The following is a 19,966-nucleotide window of genomic DNA, read 5'->3' on the forward strand; positions in this document are numbered from 1 at the left end:
GCATCAATACAATGAATTACTATGAAAGGTAGAAAATATACCAATTCCTGATCAGCTATTCTATATTTATCGCCACTCAAAATTAAGTTTAGCTAATATTCAAATGTAGGAATAAAACAATTGCAAAGAATGGTTTTATTGGCGTTAAAAAATCCTTTCTCGACTGCCCTCGTTACAAACGTGGGCGAGTGGGGGTTTTTGTTCCTTTCTGGTAAACATATTAAACCATTGAACAATTGTAGAGGTTAGGTAATACAGTTGTTCTTGATCGGCAATTCTATAGTTGTCTCCACTCATAAATTGAGTTTAAACTTAGGTTTAAGCAACAAACTCAAACAAAATGTACTATAAAAAAGATTTGTTTATGATGATAGTTGGCGTAAAAAACCCCTTTCTCGACCGCAACCTTTACAAACGTGGGCGAGTGGGGGCCGGGATTTCCAGCATCGTAGCCCGATAATTCGGGCAATGTACATGAAGTATAGAATATGGTATTGTCTAAGGTTTGGTATTGCATGGGCACCTGTTTACTCATAAATAATAACCTTCTCCCGTAGCAGCCCCCCCCGCATCTTACCTCTACAAAATATAACCCTTCATTTAAAAGTGGCAGGTTATATTGCTTTACTCCTTGCGTGTAGAAACCTTTGTGCTGCCAAACTATTTGCCCTGCGCAATTGGTAAGTATAATTTCTAAAGGTTTATAGCTTTCTTCCAATTCTATAAGCAATTGTCCTCCGTGTATAAATGCTTTGCCGGTTAAATATTTTAGTTCGCTAATACTAGTTAGGCTGTCTAAGTCTATGACGAAAACATCATCGATTAGGTAATATGCTGCCTCAAATTCGCCTAATCCATCATCCACAGAAACAGTATCGGTTAAAGAATCAAGGAAAAAATTACCTATTGTTATATATTGTAAACTATCCTCAATTAATTGAATAGTATCCGCCACAAGCATCCATTCTGTTCTAGATGTTAATGGATTGTTTGGTTTATTTACCATTTGCGGCAACGTATCAATTACCAATTCATCATTTCTGCTAACAGGGTCTTTAGAAAAAAAAACTCCAAGATTGTTTACGGCTGTTCTGCAATAATTATCCCGTAAATTGCAGTAAAATCCAACAAAATATTGTTTTCTTATATCTTGTCTTAATATCTCTTTTAACTTTATCTGAAAATACTCCCTTAAATTTTTGCTATTTCGATTAAAAGTATGTTGTCCACAATAAGCAACACCTGTTTTGGCCTCTTGATAGCCACAAGCATTTTCAGGAACACTGCTTGAATTTAGTTCCCCGTTATAACAAGCATTATAATAATCAGGCGAACCTTGCGTTGGATTAATCCAACCAATGGCAAAAGGCACTTGGTTTGGAGCAAAAGGACACTGACTATATTCCTCAAAACTTGGATTGGGTACTAAATTTTGACACAGGGTATCAAAGGAAATTGAAAGAAAAAGCAATAATAAATAAATTCTCATTTTATAATTATAAGTTTTTCATTATTTCTCAATATAGCGTTTATGTATATTCTAACAATATAGGTTCCAATAGGTATATTGGATAATGACTTGATTTGTTTACCCTTTGTATTCCTTAAATTGAAGGTTTCAACGGTTTTTCCTAAAATGTCCACAAATTCAATTTTGGCCGAATCACCTTCGTTTAATTGCAATTCAAATGCTAATTCATTACTTGTTGGATTAGGATAGAACTTAACCCATTGAGAAATATAAAACTGGCCAACTTGGGCCGAAGGATCTTCAACACGTAATAATCCAGTAAAACCACAAGAATCCGAATATACTATACTAAAACTATCTAAAGAAGCAGTGAAAGCTCTTGCCATATAAACGGCTGGGCCATCAGTAATTGGACATTTATTTGCAATGGCACGAATTGTTTCAATACTTGTCAGATTGAATTTGCTTTCAGTATAAAGAAAAGGAAATGAATTTTGTATAGTATCTGGAAGAATACTATCAAGCAATGTTTGAAAATTTAGATAGATACTATCTAGCACTAAAGAAGTATCTGCTTGCTTTTCCAAAGTTATTTTTAGCAAATTCGATAGATTTTCTTCAGATTCATTTACAGTAGTAATAGTTTGGATTGTTTCAAGATAATCTTGGATTTCTGCTATATTATTATTTTTATTCCATCTAGGAAAGAAATTTAATGCCCTGTCCAGTTTTCCCATATTACTATTTTGGCAGCTATCCTTAAAGGCTATTAATCCACTATCGGTAGTAGAATTTCCATTATTTAAAGTTAATAATTGATAGCTTCCGCGTAAATTCATCCATTTAACTGAATTTGGATTGGTTGGTTGAAAAATTGAATCAGAAAGTTCCGTCAAACATTTCAATTCAATATCCTCCACTTCAGGTATAACTATGGAACCATTTTCTGTTGGACAATCATATGAATTAGCACTCATTGAAGATTGTATTGCAATCATGCACAAAGAATTTACGTTTGTTGGAATATAATTCGAAGGAGAATTGGCTCCATTCCTAAAAAACACCTTGTACTGGTTTGCATTTGTCAAATTCACTCCATGCCCATAGGTATTATTCACCCAAATATTATCATTGGGTGTATCAAGCGAACCAACATCTCCAATTACACCGCCGTTGCTTAAATACAACCCAATGGCGTTTGTATTCATTTCATTCTTCACCATCCAACTTGGGTTACTGGCACCACTAAAGGTAAATCCTCTATACACATCCTGGCTGGTGTTACAAACAAAGAAATTATGGCCAATGGAAGAGTAAAAGCCTGCATTGTTATTTGTATTTATTCCTATGCCACTGCCCTTTACAAAGTTGTTATAAACCCCGGCACCATGCATATTATACAACTGTATTCCTTTATTTAAAATATTGTTTCCTGAAATTGTAGGTTGGTTACCTACCGGAGGCGCGCTACCGGTTGGCGGATTGATATAATTACCAGCAATTTGAGAACCAAACAAAAAGCCCGAAGAAGTTACAATCCCGTTTAAAGTAATTCCATTGTTAACATTGTAAATGTAGTTGTCGGAAATTACTGCGCTGTTGCCACTTGGCAAGGCTTCCATCCAAATTAAACCATAGGTGTTTAGGGTTGTTGAATTTCTGTAGGCAATTAGATTTGAACTCAAATTCGTACTCGTTGGATAATTCATTGCCCCAAAAATCCCGGCCTGGCAATTTTGTACCTGGTTTTCCTTTACTGTTATCGTTGCACCTTTATTGTTCACTAAATTTATCCCTGAATTACTATACTGTCCATTTCCCAAATTTACTTCATTATTTTCAATGGTCACGCTTTGTTTGTAATTCTCCACCTTTATTTACCTGGATTTCTTTCCACAGGTATTGGCAGGCCTTTTTTTCTTTTTTTGGGGGTTCCCCTGCGGGTCGGGCTTTACGTTGCAATCTTTTTGCTCGTACCTCGACAAAAAGGATTTCCACTTCAATCCCTAACCCGGGTGCTTTCTAAAAATTGTGATGCGGGAATTGGCTTTTGTGCTTTCTATATCTATTCCAATATCCAAAGATACTATTTTACCAGAATTTTCCCTCTGCTGACCCCAGCCTGCCAATAGTAGATGCCTTGGTCAAGCGAAAGTTCAATAGTTTCTTTGTTTTGCTTTGGAATATGCTCATACACCAACTGCCCGATGGTGTTGTAAATGCTTAGTTTGCTTGGTCTGCCGGTGCTTTCTATTACCCATTTTTGGTCTTCTGTTTGGTAAAATTTGCAGTTCGCTTGGATGGGTTCAGGGATGCCGATGCTTGTGTCGATTTCGGTTACGGAAACGTCGTCGATGAAATAGTAGGCCCTACAACAATTATTATCGATTGAGGGTTCTCCGATTGTATCATAAATCACATCTTCATGACTTAAAAAATTGCCGATTGTTAGAAATTTTTCTCCTCCTTTAGCAACATATTCACCCTGTATTTTTGTCCAATTAACAGTATCAATTATTGGCACATCAATAGGAGAAGAGACATTAGGGGGAATAATAATTGGAATATTATTGTTTATTATTAAACTATCAGAAGATAAATATGCAGCTATCCCTGCTATTCCAATATGAAACCAAACATTTATTGCTGGGGAAGCATAAAATTCCACCTTATATCTCTTTCCAATTATCAAAGAATTTGACAACCCTATTTCAATGTATTCACGCCCCTCATTCGGAAATTGTGGTAAATAAACACAGATACCAGCATATCCATTCCCGGTTCTTGGTATTTGACTGCCAGCTTGATTGAAAGGAACAGAATACAATGGATTATTTGAGCAAGAGTTCCAAACATCAGAACTTCCCCCTAAACCTATATTTGCATAAGGTTGAAACCACGGCGCTGCCTGTACTAATTTATTCCAACCTACATCACAAGTATCCAAATCTTCAAAGCTACCATTCGGCACGAGATTAGTTTGTGCTTTTGATAAAAAGGATAACCAAATAAAAATGAGGCAAACTATTATTTTACAATACATAATTTTGAGAAATATTTAATGGTTCCATTAACTTTAAAGTTCATTAAGTATATACCACTTTGCAAATTTGTGGTGTTAATTTGCTTAATTCTATTTTCCTTTTGGGTATTAGTTGTTAATACCCTCCTACCCGAAAGGTCATAAAATGTTATAGTTCCATCGCTTGTTTCATCCAATATATATTCAAAAGTCAATTCTTCGGTTGCTGGGTTGGGATACAATCTAAAATATTCGGATGTGATACTATTGTTAGATGCTTGCTCCTCCACTCTATAAAACGAACTGTCCTGTGACAATTCACAGATATTGTAATAGTGAATATTAAAGGTATCTAACCCTTCCAAAATATCTCTTGCAGTATAAACCCAAGGCCCATAAACAGATGGGCAAAGTTGGGCAACTGTTTCCAACTCTTCCTTTTCAGTTGAAGTGTAGGATGTGTCATTTAACACTGCCTTACTAAACAAATATTTGTTCACTTTTTTTAGAATAGATGAGATTGTATCAATGGGGATGATAGAATCATTTGCATCATATAAAATTTCCGCCTCTCTTAATCCCATTCCTGTAAATTGCTTCATATTCAAATCCATGAGTTTACCCCATGGACTATATCGGAATGTATCCGCAAATGCTGTTATAATTGTATCGGCTTGTGTAGCAGAGTCGGTTTTATAGGCCATATATAATCCTAATCTATACAATGTTTTCGAATCTGGGAAGCTATCCGGAACAACTATAGAATCAATTGCAATCAACCGTTCTATAATAGGGGGCGGGACAACTATATTTAAGTAAGGGCAGCCAGGTAAATCTGAACTTGCTCCGCCATTAAATACTATTGGCATAGGAGGTGTAATATTACTTCCAGAAATAAATGACCCAACCGACAACACATTCATCGTACACGGCTGAGCACTAATAGCCGTATACCCATGAAAATCGCTCCCAGTCATTCCACTAAACGTAGTTCCATTTCCTTGGTCGCCGCCGTTTAACAAACTTCCTCCTTGCAATTGAATCGCCTTCATTTTGGCCGTTGTGCGGTTAAAGTGGTTGTTATTGCCTTTGGTGCCTGCATTGTTGCCTATGGAAAGCCAACCAATGCCTGTATTGGTTATGGAGTTATCAAATATGCCCTTTGAACTTTGGTTGTTAGCAATTCCAATTCCCTTGGTCCAATTCCAATAATTGGTGGTGCTACTGGTCAAGGCACCTTGAATGGTGTTGCAAGTTATTCTAAATCCAAATGAACTTTCCACAACAATTCCACCAGGCTGCATTTGCAGGTTTGTATTACCACTATTGGGATCTGAATTGTAGTTTTTTATTCTTACATTATTATGGTCAATTGAAACTCCAGCCATGTTCCTTGCATAAATCCCCAGTCGCTGTCCAATATTTCCACTGCCCATATCGATGTTGTTGTATCGGATTCGGTAGGGCAAGGGATTGTTAACCGCCGTTGCTTCCGATACAAAAATCCCATCCGGATGGTAAGATGCATTAACTCCGCTCAGATTACTTATGACATTGTTATTGATAGTAAGACCCGCGCTCGACCTCGTTTGCAACGAGGTCGGTTGAGAAATTGGTCTCTGACCGATATTATTATCATTCATGCTTGGATTTTTGTAATTTATACTTTTCCATTTCCATCATTATAATCCACGGCACAGCTATATAGATATTCATGCTGCTACTACACAATCATTTGTCTTGCATCAATACAATGAATTACTATGAAAGGTAGAAAATATACCAATTCCTGATCAGCTATTCTATATTTATCGCCACTCAAAATTAAGTTTAGTTAATATTCAAATGTAGGAATAAAACGATTGCAAAGAATGGTTTTATTGGCGTTAAAAACGCCTTTGTCGACCGCCCTCGTTACAAACGTGGGCGAGCGTTCGTTCCTCTTCTATTTCTAATTGGCGCATTTACCAATGTTATTCCCGGCGTTTACCAATCTAAACATATAAAAAGCATTTGGACTATTTATAAATTAAAAGCGGCATTGGAGGTTCAGGTGGCAAACCTAAACCAGCTTGCCCTCTCGCTTCTTACTAAACCTTTGTTCGATGGCAAACTGTTTGGGTTTGCACCCCGGGCAACGATAGAGCCAGGTAGCCCACAGTTACCCGACGGCGCTAGCCTAGGGTGACGAGGACTACAGGCGATAGCGTGACCCGAACGCCCATACAGGACCGCTGAACAGTTGCAAACCCTTGGTTGGGCGTGAAGGGGGCCCGCCAAAAACTTAAAAAAATCAGGATTCGGAATTGGCTTTATAATCCTTTAGAAAGGCTTGACAGGCAAAGGCCAGCGACTGCTCCAACGGAATATAAGTATAACCGGTTTCGCGATGAAATTTTTGGGCAGAATAGGTGTTGCTTTGAATGTTTCGGATTCGTTCCTGATGCGAAGGGTTGAGAATTCGATAGCGTCCAAGCCGAAAAAACCAATGGGCCAGAACCATGAGAAATCTCAGTTTAATAGCGCGGTTAGGAGGAAATTCGGAAGAAATACCTAAGTGTTTACCCATTATTTGATAGGCCAATTGATACTTATTGTTAGACTCATTAACGAGGTAGGCTCCACTTAATTTGGATGAATAGGCCAATACCGTTATCCGAGCCAAATCGCGCACATCAATAAATGCATTGCTGCCCCGGTGCGATTTTCGGGTTCCTTCGGCAATTTTTTTAAATGTCCGGCCAAAACCTTCATTCCAGTTGCTCGGACCAACAATAACCGGAGGGATTAATACCACGGCATCCAGTCCTTGCTTTGCTCCTTTCCACACTTCTTGCTCGGCTGCTTGCTTGCTTTGGGCATAAGGACTGTTGAAAACCGATTCGCGGTAGATGGAGGATTCATCATAGTGGCGCCGGTCATGGTATCGGCCAAGTGCCTCAATGGTGCTGATGTGGCAAAGCTTTTCCACCTTTTTTTCCAGACAAAGCTTTACCACATTGGCAGTTCCCTCCCGGTTAATGGAGAACAAATCTTGCTTGCTGCCATGTGCCAATCCGGCGCAATGCACTACATAATTAACCGGTTCAATTGCTTTTATAAAGGTTTCGGGCTTGCGAATATCGCCCCAATGCCAATGGATACCCAAAAAAGCCTTTACTTGTTCCTCGCCATAATGCCGGGCAATTTTGGCCGCTTGTTGCACATGGTTGGGAGATTCGGAAATGCCACTTACCTTCCAACCCTGGTTTAAAAATTCCAATACCAGGTGCAATCCCACAAAGCCGGTAGCTCCGGTAATACAAACCGTTTTTTCCATTCGGGCAAAAATGCAGGAATAATGAATAGGAAAAGCCTATGTTTTTGTTTCTTTGCACACATGTCTGACAACGATACCAGCATAAACCTCAATAAGTTTATCAGCGATACCGGAATTTGTTCGCGAAGAGGTGCTGAGAAGTATATTTTAGAAGGCCGGGTAAAAATCAATGGAAACCCCACCCAGCTTGGCAATCGGGTTAGGCCGGGTGATGTGGTAACACTGGACGGAAAACCCCTTAATGCTGCTCCCAAATTGTTGTATTTGGCATTTCATAAGCCGGTTGGAATTACCTGTACTACCGAAACCCATATCCCAGGAAACATTATCAGTTACATCAACCATCCTCAGCGTTTGTTTCCTATTGGCCGACTGGACAAAGATTCGGAAGGTTTGATATTTTTAACCAACGACGGGAATATAGTCAATAAAATACTTAGAGCCGGTAACAACCACCAAAAGGAATATATTGTTACCGTCAATAAACCCATAACCCCTGAATTTATTAAACGAATGGGTAATGGGGTTCCCATATTAGATACCATAACCCAAAAGTGCAAAGTGACCCAATTAGGCAAGTTTTCGTTTAACATTGTACTTACTCAGGGTTTAAACAGGCAAATACGCAGAATGTGCGAATATTTAGGGTATGAGGTACAGAAACTAAAACGAATACGTATCATGAACATTCGGTTAGATGATATTAAAAAGGGCGAATGGCGTTATCTGAACGAAAAGGAAATGCAGGAAATACAGGCTATGCTGGTAGATTCGAAAAAAACGGCTTAGTTAAGGCTTTTGGCAAGCGTGGCAAAAATTATATGGCGGCCTAATGCTTTTTTCATGAGGGAATTTTGAAAAGGTAAACCCGAAGGTGACAACTATTTTTCTAATGTGTTTTATGCGGGCCCCCTCCGCCCAAAAAGCATTTTGCAAAACCCTAATCAACCTGCATGGGCGTTCGGGTCACGCTATCGGCTGTAGTCCTCGTCCCCCTAGGCTAGCGCCGTCGGTGTCCTGTGGGCTACTTGCCTCTATCGTTGCCCGATGCGTTACCTATCAACGTCAATTTTAACCCAAGTGGTCAAGGTATCTATTTTCTTAGCTAGCAGGTAGGATCTGCCGAAATATACTTAACCAATTCAACAAATGCCGGATGGAAGCCGGAGTAGATTATTATTTCGAATTGGGGATAATACCACTTTAATTTTGGCTTTTTAATCAGGGTATAGATGTTCAAATTACCGGGTAAGGATTAGAAGAAAATAACAAGCTTTAAGAAATCGGAAGGTTTAGATGAAAGGTTTGAGAAAGGGATGTTGAAAAAAGATTGGGAGGAAAGTTGGGAGAGAAGAAGAATGTTTATTTTTCTTATATGACGGTTTAAACCGTCATTAAGGGGCGGTTAAAAAAAATTGGCAAGCAGGTACACTTCCGGAGCAGGTTTCGAAAGCTGCATTTCCAATTAAACACCGGAAACTTAAAATGTTTAGTCCGGTTGGTATAACACAGGAGTTTTTACTCCGGTTTTTTTAAAAACAAAATCAATAACTTCAAAAAATGAATGTTGGGATTGTTAGCAAAAGGTTAATTTTGGAGTTTATGAATGATTTGGGTATAAATTCGCCCCCAGTATAAACATGTCCAATAATCCTACCACTACCACTCCAACCCTAGTTGTGTCTAAGAAGGCGCAAAACCTAATCGGTTCGGAGATTATTAAACTTGCGGGAGAAATCCGAGAAAAAATTAAGCAAGGAGAAAAAATTCATAACTTAACCATTGGTGATTTTGATCCCAAGGTGTTTGCCATTCCGTCCGAATTAAAGGATGAAATTGTAAAGGCTTACCAATCCGGCGAAACAAACTATCCGGAAGCAAACGGGGTAGCAGAATTAAGAAAGGCTGTTTCAAGCTATTTAAAAACGTTTGGAGGTTTGGATTACAGTGCCGACCAGGTTTTGATTGCCGGTGGCGCCCGTCCGCTCATATATGCAACTTACCAAACCCTGGTTGATCCGGGCGAAACGGTTATTTTTCCGGTTCCATCGTGGAATAACAATCACTATGCCTATTTGAGCCATGCCAAGGCAGTTGTAATAGAGACCAAGCCTGAAGAAAATTTTATGCCAACGGCAGATCAGTTGGCGCCTTACATTTCGGAGGCTACCCTGATCGCTATTTGTTCTCCGTTAAATCCAACCGGAACGATATTTTCAAAAGAATCGCTGGAGGCTATTTGCGATTTGATATTAGCAGAGAATGCACGTCGTGCACCCGGTCAAAAACCATTGTATCTGATGTACGATCAAATTTACTGGGCATTAACTTTTGGGGATGCAAAACACTATGACCCTGTAAGCCTTCGTCCGGAAATGCGTCATTATACTGTTTTTATCGATGGTATGTCTAAGGCCTTTGCTGCAACCGGAATTCGGGTGGGTTGGTCATTTGGTCCGCCCCTCATCATTGATAAAATGAAATCCATTTTGACACATATTGGTGCCTGGGCTCCCAAAGCCGAACAAGTGGCATCTGCCAAATACATGGAGAACCATGAATGGATTCGGTCCTACAACACCGAAATCAATAGTAGGGTTGAACGTAGGTTGGTTGGGTTTCACAATGGGTTTCAGAAATTGAAAAGCGAAGGACATGCGGTGGATAGTATTTCGCCACAAGGTGCGATTTATCTCACAGTTCGTTTTTCGTTGCATGGTATGAAAACCCAGGATGGAACTGTATTAGCCACCACCAAAGATGTGACCAAATACCTGTTGGATGAGGCAAAAATAGCGTTAGTGCCATTTTATGCGTTTGGCTCATCGGCCGAAAGCGATTGGTATCGACTGTCGGTTGGAACCTGCCGCTCGGAAGATATCGAACCTATGATGGCTTCTTTGCGTATAGCGCTCGAAAAACTATCCAGGTAGTTTGAAAAACATCCATTTTAGACTTAGGTAATCCCTCGAAATGAAAAACAATTACGTGGTTATCATGGCCGGAGGAGCTGGAACACGCTTTTGGCCCATGAGCCGTGCCGAGAAACCCAAACAATTCTTAGATATTCTTGGAACGGGTAAGACCCTGCTTCAACAAACTTACGACAGGTTTATTCCTGAATTTGCCAAGGAGAATATTTATGTGGTAACGAATGAAGCCTATGGCGATTTGGTGAGAGAGCAATTGCCCGATTTAACCGATCAGCAAATTTTGCTGGAGCCAAGCAGAAAAAATACCGCACCTTGTATTGCTTATTCGGCCTATAAACTGCATCAAATTAATCCGGATGCTGTGATGGTTGTTGCAAGCAGCGATCATTTAATTTTGAATGAAATTAATTTCAAACAAGTGATCATGAAGGCTGTTAATGCAGCTTCTGCCAAAGACAGCCTGATAACCATTGGCTTAAAGCCTTCTCGTCCGGATACCGGCTATGGTTATATTCAATTCAACGAAGAGGAATCCCACCCGATGGATCAAGAGCTGTTCAAGGTAAAAACATTTACCGAGAAGCCAGAATATGAAATGGCTAAATTCTTTTTGCAGTCGGGCGATTTTCTGTGGAATTCGGGTATTTTTGTTTGGAGTACCCAAGCCATAGTGGAGGCGTTTGAAAAATACCAACCCGAATTGGCCGGTTTGTTTGGAGATGAAAAAGAGAAGTACAATACTCCGGAAGAAAAGGGTTTGATTGAAAAGGCCTTTAATGTGTGCAAAAACATTTCGGTCGATTATGCCATAATGGAAAAAGCCGACAATGTTTTTGTGCTTGGTGCTGATTTTGGATGGAGCGACCTGGGTACCTGGGGCTCTTTGTACGAACATTCCAATAAAACCGGTGAAGGAAATGCCATCAGTGGCAAAAATGTAATCTTGTACGACACGAAAAATTGTGTAATTAAAATGCCTAAGGATAAGCTGGTGGTATTGGAAGGCTTAGACGATTACATTGTGGTAGAAAACGATAATATTCTCCTGATTTGCAGAAAAAATCAAGAACAGCAAATTCGCCAGATTGTGAATGATGTGAAAATCAACAAGGGCGAAAAATTTGTATAAAAAGCTAATTTTATGAAAGCAGCATTTATTGTTTCCGGTTGCCGAACACCCATAGGTAACTTTGGAGGCAGCCTGTCTTTGGTACGTCCGGACGATATGGCTGCCTGGGTTTTAAAGGCTTTATTGGAAAAGAACCCGGGATTAGACCCTGCAGCAATAGCCGATGTAATAATGGGTTGTGCCAATCAGGCCGGAGAAGATAACCGAAATGTTGCCCGTATGGCCAGTTTGCTTGCAGGTTATCCAATCTCTGTTCCGGCAGAAACGGTCAATCGCCTTTGTGCTTCCGGACTATCGGCGGTTATGAATGCTGCACGTGCCATTCAATGCGGCGATGGCGATGTATTGGTGGCCGGCGGGGTAGAAAATATGACCCGTAGCCCCTGGGTAATGAGTAAAACTTCCACCCCTTTTGGTAGAGATGCCCAATTGTTTGATTCTTCCTTTGGTTGGAGATTTGTTAATCCCCTAATGAAAGAAAAATATGGGATCGATGCCATGGGGGAAACAGCCGAAAATTTGGTTGATATACACCACATTTCTCGCGAAGACCAGGATGCTTTTTCGGTATGGAGCCAACAAAAGGCAGCACAGGCACAACTAAACGGACGATTGGCCAAAGAAATTGCACCACTTTCGCTAAGTTTAAAAAAGGGCGAAACCCGTTTGTTTGATCAGGATGAGTTTGTTAAACCTTCTACTACCATGGAAGGCCTGGCCAAATTGAAACCTGCCTTTCGTAAAGAAGGAACAGTTACTGCAGGAAATGCCTCCGGACTAAACGATGGCGCTGCTGCCTTGTTGCTCGCAAATGAAAACGCAGCAAAAGAATTTGGACTTACTCCTTTGGCAAGGGTGGTTAGCATGGGTGTTGTTGGAGTAGAACCCCGAATCATGGGAATTGGTCCGGTTGGAGCAACCCATCAAGCCTTAAAAAAGGCCGGTTTAACTTTAGACCAAATGGATGTTATTGAACTTAATGAAGCCTTTGCTGCCCAATCCCTGGCGGTTACCCGAAGTTTAGGTTTGGCAGATAAGGATTCCAGAATTAATCCAAACGGAGGGGCTATTGCACTTGGACATCCACTGGGAATGAGTGGAGCCAGAATAGCTTTTTCGGCCGCACTGGAACTTCAAGAAAAGAATCTCCGGTATGCTTTGGTAACCATGTGTATTGGTGTTGGACAAGGTTATGCCCTTATTTTAGAAAAAGCCTAGCATGTTAAGGGTAAGCCTGATACAAGCAGATTTGATATGGGAAAACCCGGCTGAAAACAGGCGAAGTTTTGAAGAAAAAATCAAGGCTTTGATAGGCTTAACCGATTTAATTCTCTTACCCGAAATGTTTACTACCGGTTTTAGTATGAAACCGGGAAGTATGGCCGAATCTTTTCCGGGCCCAACCCTGGATTGGATGATGGAAATGGCTCAAAAAACAGGTGCTTGTGTATGCGGAAGTGTAATGACCCTGGAAAAGGAAAATTACTACAACCGCTTGTTTTTTGCCAAACCCAATGGAACCTATCAATCTTACAACAAACGCCATTTGTTTAGGATGGCAGGTGAAGATTTGGAATATTCAGCCGGCGAAGAACGACTGGTAGTAGAATGGAAAGAGTGGAAAATAATGCCTTTGATATGCTATGATTTGCGTTTTCCTGTTTGGAGCCGAAATACACATTTTGGAAGTCAAGAGAAAGGACTGGTATATGATTTATTACTCTATGTGGCCAATTGGCCCGAACGTAGAAATATAGCCTGGAAAACCTTGTTGCCGGCTCGGGCGGTAGAAAACCTGTGTTATGTGGCAGCGCTAAACCGGGTGGGTGTTGATGGTTCAGGATTGAGTTACTCGGGCGATAGTGCTATTTACGATTATTTGGGCCAGAAAATCAGCACGGTTCAACCTCATTCAGAAACCATCGAAACCTGTGTTTTGGATAAAGCAACGCTGGACGATTTTAGAAAGCAATTTCCGGCCTGGATGGATGCAGATTTAATTCGATAACAATCCCGAAACACCTTGCCACGATTCAGGCTTTGTCCGAACGAATATTTCATTGAAAAGCCAAGGTTTGAAATCAATATTCGTTTATTTTAGCCGTATGAAAATCAATGGTTTAATCTTGGTTTTGAGCGTGGTGTTCGGAATTAATGCAACTGCCCAAAACCTTCCTCATCAACTTACACCTCAAGAGAAGGAGAGGATGCAGACCTATTTGGAGTCGTTCCAACACCGGAATTCCCAAGCAGGTAATTTCCTGGTTTTTGACCCTCCTGCTTCCAAAGTTAGGGCTGCTGCCGAATGGGAAGAAATTGATGGATTATTGGTTACCTGGACAAGCTATTTACCTACCGTTCGGGAAATTATTCGCTGGGCCAGACTGGAAACTACGGTATGGGTGGTTTGTTCAGATAGTAATGCAGTAAAGAATAGTTTAACCAACAACAACATTCCTTTATCCAACATCAGGTATTTGCAAATAAATTTCGATTCGGTTTGGTCGCGCGATTATGGTCAGTGGAATGTTTATACCAACGATGTAGATAGTTTGTATATGGTAGATTGGATCTATAACCGACCTCGCCCGGATGATGACGTAGTGCCTGAATTTCTTTCTGATGTCACCCAAATTCCCATGTTCTCTCTAACTCAATCGCCCAATGATTTGACCCATACCGGTGGAAATTACATGGTTGATGGTTACGGAACAGCCTTTTCTTCTGAATTGATTTTAGATGAAAATCCAACCAAAACCCAGGCCCAAATAGATACCATCATGAAGCATTTTATGGGAATTCAACGCTATGTAAAAATGCCTACTCTGCCTTACGATGGTATTCATCATATTGATATGCACCTGAAATTGCTGGACGAAGAAACCTTGTTATGGGCTGAATATCCAAATGGTGTTGCAGATGGTCCTCAAATTGAAGCAAACTTGCAATATGTTCAGAGTAACTATCCTTCTGTTTTTGGGACCCCGTATAAAATTGTCCGAATTCCTAGTCCACCCGAAATCTGGAATGGTAACGAATATTATCCGGATAACCAAGGCGCTTACCTTACCTATACCAATGCGGTTTTTGTGAACAAAACGGTTTTGGTTACTCAGTATTATACAGCCTATGATACGATTGCCCGACGGATTTGGGAAACCGCTTTACCCGGCTACAAAATTCAATTTATTGATTGCAATGATATTATCCAGGCCAGTGGGGCCTTGCATTGTATTACCAAGGAAGTTATGTCGTCCGATCCTTTGCTGATTACTCATCAGGCTTTGCACGACACCTACAATACAACCAACGATTACAGGGTAGATGCCTGGATTAAACACCGCAGCGGAATTGCTTCTGCTACCTTATTTTATACTACGGATACTACTCAGGCTTACCAATCGGTTGCCATGAGTTTAACCAATGCCGGCACCAATACCTGGACAGGCTTTATTCCTGCTCAAGTACCTGGAACCAAGGTATATTATTATGTTGCAGCACAAAGCAATTCGGGTAAATCTCAGGTTAGGCCTATGCCCGCACCACAAGGTTATTGGAAGTTCGAGGTGTTGGGTCCGGTTTCAACTTTTGAACCTACTGCAGAATTGTCAGTCAATCTTTTCCCAAATCCATCCAATGCCTTGGTTTGCTTAAATTTAAACAGAAAGCACAGCATTCCGGTGGAAGCCAGTATTTACAATGCCATCGGACAACAGGTAGGTCGTTTTTCTGCCGCAAGTCTGGATACCGGAAATAAGAAATTGTTTTTTGATAGTTCGGCTCTGGCTCCGGGTGTTTATACCGTCGTAGTTAGCACTGAACAGGAAACGAAATCCTTAAAGCTGGGAGTAAAGTAAGGCCAATCAAATTTTGTTTCGTAAAATGGTATTATAGGGGTTTAATTTCCCCCAACAATTTTATCGTACTTGATGGCATTTCCGGGGTCAATGGCCTTCATTTTTTGGGCTATTTGCGCTTGAATATCCGGAGCGGTATTGGTTCTGAAAATATTGATGATTTCATCGCCTTTGGCATTGAAAACAAATTGAAGCAAGAACGAGTTTGGTTGGTCTTTGGCAACTTTCTGAATATCGTCGATACACTGCATAATCACCTTTTTTCCATCTTCCAACTTGTCGGTCATTACATCCAAACCTTGGCGGTGGTAATTATACATTGCTTCCCGAATTAGCACAAAACGTGGGTTTAGGATGTTTTCAGAGAACCAATATCTGTTTCGGTTGTTATCGAATGCTTTCCAGCCTTTTTCAGCCGCATTTTGGGCGTTGTTTACAATGGTAACTGCCTTTTGAAAATTGGCTTCTCCTCCTTTTTTAGAAAAGGTTTCATAATCCATCCCAACGATCATATTGGCATAAAAAGCGAGTACCGAAATGAGGTTGCCGTTGTAAGTGTTTTCGTTAAAAATAAAAGGTTGATTGGCTACATATTGAAATTGAAAATCTGGATCCAGGTGGTTGATTACCACGGTGTTGTAGTTGGTCTTGTAAACAGGCCTTCTGCTTTGAATTTGTATAGTGCCTTTAAATTCTTCTGTACTTACCCTTTCTTGCACATTAATAAGGATGCTGCACTCAATTTTTTCTTCTTGTTTAAATTGGTCACCATTGGTCCAGCGGGTATTATTCATGAAATCCGCCACCTGTTTTTTTAAAACATCAAAAATGGTTTTATCCCCGTTAATTTGTTGGGCATTTATGGTTACCTGGCAATTCAACTCCTGGGCGGAGCTTAAACCCGGAATTCCAAGGAAGATGATAAATAGGATTTTCTTTAGCATGGTTTATGGGGCTAAGGTAGCTACTTTTTCAAGGATTATTTCTGCAATGGCAGTTTTGGGTAACAATTGCGATTTTTCAATGGTTTTATCTTTGGTTATGAGAGTAACTTCATTGGTATCGTGTCCAAAACCTGCACCTGGAGTGCGAAGGGAGTTTAATATTACTAAATCCAGGTTTTTCTTTTCCAATTTTCCCAAGGCATATTCCAATTCATTTTGAGTTTCGAGGGCAAAGCCGACTAATACCTGATGGGGCTTTTTTATTTTCCCTAAGCCGCCTAAAATATCTTTAGTTTTTTCCAGTACCAGGGTCAGAGGCTGGTCTTTCTTCTTCATTTTTTCTGTAGCAACCTGGGCCGGTTTATAATCGGCCACGGCGGCGGCCATAATACAGATGTCAACATCAGGAAAAAGCTCGTGAATGGCATTAGACATGTCTTCTGCCGAAACCACATTGGTTCGTTGTATGGAAGGGTTGGAGGCAATGGTGGTTGGTCCACATACCAAATGAACTTCAGCCCCCATTTTTTGGGCTTGGTTAGCCAGGGCTATTCCCATTTTTCCGGTACTATGATTGCCTATAAATCGAACCGGATCAATAGCCTCATAGGTTGGTCCGGCCGAAATAAGCACTCTTTTCCCTTTTAATAGTTGGGTTCGGTTAAAATGTTGTTGAAGCGAAATAAGAATATGTTCCGGTTCAGCCATGCGCCCCTCTCCGCTAAGACCCGATGCCAGTTCACCCGATTCGGCCGGAATAAGAATAGTTCCTCGTTCCTGCAAGGTTTGTATATTGGCTTGGGTAGAAGGGTGTTTATACATATCTAAATCCATGGCCGGGGCAAATAAAACCGGACAACGTGCCGAAAGAAAACAGGCAAGCAACAGGTTGTCGCAAATTCCATAAGCCATTTTGGTAATGGTGTTGGCTGTGGCAGGAGCAATGACCATGGCATCGGCCCAAAGACCAAGCTCTACATGGTTGTTCCAACTTCCGTCGGTAGAAGAATAAAATTCGCTTAATGCCGGATTTTTGCTTAAAGTGGCCAGGGTTAATGGCGAAATAAAGCTTTGTGCAGCCGGGGTCATTACCACCTTAACTTCTGCACCGTTTTTAACCAACAAACGAACCAGCACAGCCGATTTATAAGCAGCTATGCCTCCACAAACGCCAACTAGTATTTTTTTGCCTTTCAACATGGCAGCACCCATTAACAAGAAAAGCCCGCGCTTATTGTGCAGGCTTAAATTCCATTACTGAAGCAAGGATTAAATTCCTTCTTCTTTGGCCGGATTACGGGAATAAATTTCGCCATCCAAAAACTCCTGAATAGCCATCAAGGTTGGTTTTGGCATACGCTCATACTGCTTTGAAATTTCAATTTGCTCCCTGTTTTCGTACATCTCTTCCAAATTGTCTGTCGCAGTTTGAAATTCTTCCAATTTAGAGCTTAACTCCTCTTTCATGTCAACTGAAATTTGGTTTGCTCTTTTGGCAATAATAGCCAAAGACTCATAAATGTTTCCATTGTCTTTGTCGAACTGACGAACATCCCTGGTGATGGTGGACGAAGCGGCTTTGTTTTTCTTTTCGCTCATGATTAATTATGATTTTGAACGGTATTTGTTTTTGGAAATTTCTTTGGTCGTTCCACTATAGAAACGCTCAGCCTCTGACAAGTAATTCGATTTGGGATACAAATCTACAAACTGAAAATAGGCTTTTTTGGTTTCTTCTAAACGCTCGAATTTTTTTTCTTCAATGCTATTAATGGCCAATAAATAGCGCGATTTTAAGGCGTAAAATTGACATTCTTCCTTGCGTGTACTTTCCGGAAAATCTTTTACCAAATTGTCAAACGCTACGATGGCAGCCTTGTAATTTTGAACCTTGAAATACAATTTCGCCGTTTGGTAATCCTTGGTTTCTAACTTGCTTCTCAATTTATCCATCAAATCGTTGCAGGTTTGAACCCGGGTACTTGTTGGGTATTTATTGATAAACAATTGCAATTCAGTTAAAGCCAATTCTGTACTGGTCGGATCCAAAGTATAATTCGGTGAATCCATAAAGTAACAGTATGCTCCCATGTAAGCACATTCCTCTGCCCGCGGACTGCTCGGAAAGGTTGATACAAAGTTCTTAAAATGGTAACTGGCTAAAGCATAATCATCCAAGCCATAATTACACATCGCATAGTAGTAGTAAATGTCCTGAGCCCGGGATGTTCCCTTGTATAAATTCAACAACTCCTCAAACAATGGAAAAGCCCTGCTGTAATCCTTTTTTTCGTAATATTTTACTGCACTTTCATACTTCAAATTCAGGTCCGTACTTTTCAAAATCTTCTGATACTTGCAAGACGAACCAAGCAGTAAGGTAGATAAAATAAAAAGTAAAAGAATTCTCCGCATTTTTTAAAGGGGGGCAAAGATAGTAAATTTCCTGATTAGATAGACAAAGGTAAGCTGCTGAAAATCAAGTACAGTGTTAAAATTTTAAAAGCTTTTCCGAAAAATCACTGTAATTTCGGATAGAATTAAAGTTGGAGTCCCATTTTAAATAGGCCGCTTGCCTGGTCTGTTGCATTTCCTCCTCGGTTAACAGAGCAATGGAACATATTTTTTCCGCAATACTTTTGGCATCCGAATCCACCGATATTAACCAACCATTTTTTTCATGATCTACAATTTCTGATACCGCTCCAACGTCCGTAGCTAAAACAGGAATACCTAGCGACATGCATTCCATCATCGAAACCGGTAATCCTTCCTTGGTGCTTAAATTAATAAACAGGTCGTAGGTGTTTTCTTCCAATTGTTGGTAATACCTTGCCTTTCCTTGAAAAGCAAAAAAAGTAAAGTCTACCCCCTTAAGTTTTGATTCGGCCAAGGACTTGGTTTGGGCATCATCACCTCCTAAGTGATGCCAAACAATGGAAATAGATTGTTGGGCAATACCTAAACTTTCTATCAGCAAATCAAGGCGCTTGAGGGGGATTATTTTCGATATGCTGAGTATTCTCAAAATCTTAGCTTCGCGAACATAGGGTTTGCCCTGCAGCGGTTCTGTGCCAAGCCTTGCCACCCTAAGCCGGGGGCCAAATTCAGAACCTAGGGTTTCAAGCAAATAATTTCGCCCCTTTTCTGAAATGGGGTAAACGCCATCCAGTTTAGAAAAAATAAACGACCTAAAGGGCAAATAACCACTCGGATCTCTGTCAAAATAAAGATCCCAGGCATGAATCCGCGTTATCATGGTCTGAGTAAAGCCTTGTTCCTTGAGCATTG

General features: G+C 40.4%; 16 protein-coding genes. 6 read left to right on the forward strand and 10 right to left on the reverse strand.

All coding sequences use genetic code 11. The annotated features are described in order from the left end of the window. Positions 1-331: 331 nt before the first annotated feature. The 5 genes from K1X82_10445 to K1X82_10465 form a co-directional block, all read right to left on the reverse strand. Positions 332-1,489 (reverse strand): hypothetical protein, encoded by a 1,158-nt coding sequence (locus K1X82_10445; protein ID MBX7182523.1) that lies wholly within the window; start codon positions 1,487-1,489, stop codon positions 332-334. Then, on the reverse strand, positions 1,486-3,321 hold the full coding sequence (locus K1X82_10450) for a T9SS type A sorting domain-containing protein (GenBank protein ID MBX7182524.1): 1,836 nt from the start codon (positions 3,319-3,321) through the stop codon (positions 1,486-1,488). Before K1X82_10450 ends, K1X82_10445 begins: the two co-directional genes overlap by 4 nt. Positions 3,322-3,557: 236 nt before the next feature. Continuing rightward, positions 3,558-4,514, reverse strand: coding sequence for a T9SS type A sorting domain-containing protein (locus K1X82_10455; GenBank protein ID MBX7182525.1), 957 nt, complete (start codon positions 4,512-4,514; stop codon positions 3,558-3,560). Further along, positions 4,499-6,136, reverse strand: coding sequence for a T9SS type A sorting domain-containing protein (locus K1X82_10460; GenBank protein MBX7182526.1), 1,638 nt, complete (start codon positions 6,134-6,136; stop codon positions 4,499-4,501). The genes K1X82_10455 and K1X82_10460 overlap by 16 nt, the downstream gene beginning before the upstream one ends. A 650-nt stretch (positions 6,137-6,786) precedes the next feature. Further along, positions 6,787-7,812 carry an NAD-dependent epimerase/dehydratase family protein gene (locus K1X82_10465; GenBank protein ID MBX7182527.1) on the reverse strand — a complete coding sequence of 342 codons (1,026 nt, stop codon included), beginning with the start codon at positions 7,810-7,812 and terminating at the stop codon, positions 6,787-6,789. Positions 7,813-7,872: 60 nt separating this feature from the next. Between K1X82_10465 and rluF the strand changes: the two genes are divergently transcribed. The 6 genes from rluF to K1X82_10495 all read left to right on the forward strand — a co-directional run bounded on the left by rluF (position 7,873) and on the right by K1X82_10495 (position 15,731). Beyond that, positions 7,873-8,601, forward strand: a complete 729-nt coding sequence (gene rluF, locus K1X82_10470) for a 23S rRNA pseudouridine(2604) synthase RluF (GenBank protein ID MBX7182528.1) — start codon at positions 7,873-7,875, stop codon at positions 8,599-8,601. A gap of 851 nt (positions 8,602-9,452) precedes the next feature. Continuing rightward, positions 9,453-10,745, forward strand: coding sequence for an aminotransferase class I/II-fold pyridoxal phosphate-dependent enzyme (locus tag K1X82_10475; protein ID MBX7182529.1), 1,293 nt, complete (start codon positions 9,453-9,455; stop codon positions 10,743-10,745). A gap of 40 nt (positions 10,746-10,785) precedes the next feature. Next, positions 10,786-11,874: a mannose-1-phosphate guanylyltransferase gene (locus K1X82_10480; GenBank protein ID MBX7182530.1), complete on the forward strand. Its 1,089-nt coding sequence runs from the start codon at positions 10,786-10,788 to the stop codon at positions 11,872-11,874. Positions 11,875-11,886: 12 nt separating this feature from the next. Then, positions 11,887-13,092, forward strand: a complete 1,206-nt coding sequence (gene pcaF, locus K1X82_10485; GenBank protein ID MBX7182531.1) for a 3-oxoadipyl-CoA thiolase — start codon at positions 11,887-11,889, stop codon at positions 13,090-13,092. A 1-nt stretch (position 13,093) separates the two neighbouring features. Further along, positions 13,094-13,882: an amidohydrolase gene (locus K1X82_10490; GenBank protein ID MBX7182532.1), complete on the forward strand. Its 789-nt coding sequence runs from the start codon at positions 13,094-13,096 to the stop codon at positions 13,880-13,882. Positions 13,883-13,979: 97 nt separating this feature from the next. Beyond that, positions 13,980-15,731, forward strand: coding sequence for an agmatine deiminase family protein (locus K1X82_10495; GenBank protein ID MBX7182533.1), 1,752 nt, complete (start codon positions 13,980-13,982; stop codon positions 15,729-15,731). A gap of 41 nt (positions 15,732-15,772) precedes the next feature. Here K1X82_10495 and K1X82_10500 read toward each other — a convergent pair whose 3' ends face one another. The 5 genes from K1X82_10500 to K1X82_10520 all read right to left on the reverse strand — a co-directional run. Then, complete coding sequence (locus K1X82_10500) at positions 15,773-16,675, reverse strand: DUF4835 family protein (protein MBX7182534.1); 903 nt, start codon at positions 16,673-16,675, stop codon at positions 15,773-15,775. A 3-nt stretch (positions 16,676-16,678) separates the two neighbouring features. Beyond that, positions 16,679-17,887, reverse strand: coding sequence for a bifunctional phosphopantothenoylcysteine decarboxylase/phosphopantothenate--cysteine ligase CoaBC (gene coaBC, locus K1X82_10505; GenBank protein MBX7182535.1), 1,209 nt, complete (start codon positions 17,885-17,887; stop codon positions 16,679-16,681). Positions 17,888-17,944: 57 nt separating this feature from the next. Next, positions 17,945-18,274, reverse strand: coding sequence for a DNA-directed RNA polymerase subunit omega (locus K1X82_10510; GenBank protein MBX7182536.1), 330 nt, complete (start codon positions 18,272-18,274; stop codon positions 17,945-17,947). A gap of 6 nt (positions 18,275-18,280) precedes the next feature. Beyond that, positions 18,281-19,090, reverse strand: coding sequence for an outer membrane protein assembly factor BamD (gene bamD, locus K1X82_10515; GenBank protein ID MBX7182537.1), 810 nt, complete (start codon positions 19,088-19,090; stop codon positions 18,281-18,283). A gap of 76 nt (positions 19,091-19,166) precedes the next feature. Continuing rightward, positions 19,167-19,966, reverse strand: an 800-nt coding sequence (locus K1X82_10520; GenBank protein MBX7182538.1) for a glycosyltransferase, incomplete at its 5' end; no start/stop codon positions are given.

It is taken from the genome of Bacteroidia bacterium (assembly GCA_019695265.1).
Lineage (GTDB): Bacteria > Bacteroidota > Bacteroidia > JAIBAJ01 > JAIBAJ01 > JAIBAJ01.

Excerpts from the sequence above, each read along its gene's own strand:
- K1X82_10445 (MBX7182523.1), bottom strand. The coding sequence starts at position 1,489 with ATGAGAATTTATTTATTATTGCTTTTTCTTTCAATTTCCTTTGATACC.
- K1X82_10455 (MBX7182525.1), bottom strand. The coding sequence starts at position 4,514 with ATGTATTGTAAAATAATAGTTTGCCTCATTTTTATTTGGTTATCCTTT.
- K1X82_10460 (MBX7182526.1), bottom strand. The coding sequence starts at position 6,136 with ATGAATGATAATAATATCGGTCAGAGACCAATTTCTCAACCGACCTCG.
- K1X82_10465 (MBX7182527.1), bottom strand. The coding sequence starts at position 7,812 with ATGGAAAAAACGGTTTGTATTACCGGAGCTACCGGCTTTGTGGGATTG.
- rluF (MBX7182528.1), top strand. The coding sequence starts at position 7,873 with ATGTCTGACAACGATACCAGCATAAACCTCAATAAGTTTATCAGCGAT.
- K1X82_10475 (MBX7182529.1), top strand. The coding sequence starts at position 9,453 with ATGTCCAATAATCCTACCACTACCACTCCAACCCTAGTTGTGTCTAAG.
- K1X82_10480 (MBX7182530.1), top strand. The coding sequence starts at position 10,786 with ATGAAAAACAATTACGTGGTTATCATGGCCGGAGGAGCTGGAACACGC.
- pcaF (MBX7182531.1), top strand. The coding sequence starts at position 11,887 with ATGAAAGCAGCATTTATTGTTTCCGGTTGCCGAACACCCATAGGTAAC.
- K1X82_10490 (MBX7182532.1), top strand. The coding sequence starts at position 13,094 with ATGTTAAGGGTAAGCCTGATACAAGCAGATTTGATATGGGAAAACCCG.
- K1X82_10495 (MBX7182533.1), top strand. The coding sequence starts at position 13,980 with ATGAAAATCAATGGTTTAATCTTGGTTTTGAGCGTGGTGTTCGGAATT.
- K1X82_10500 (MBX7182534.1), bottom strand. The coding sequence starts at position 16,675 with ATGCTAAAGAAAATCCTATTTATCATCTTCCTTGGAATTCCGGGTTTA.
- coaBC (MBX7182535.1), bottom strand. The coding sequence starts at position 17,887 with ATGGGTGCTGCCATGTTGAAAGGCAAAAAAATACTAGTTGGCGTTTGT.
- K1X82_10510 (MBX7182536.1), bottom strand. The coding sequence starts at position 18,274 with ATGAGCGAAAAGAAAAACAAAGCCGCTTCGTCCACCATCACCAGGGAT.
- bamD (MBX7182537.1), bottom strand. The coding sequence starts at position 19,090 with ATGCGGAGAATTCTTTTACTTTTTATTTTATCTACCTTACTGCTTGGT.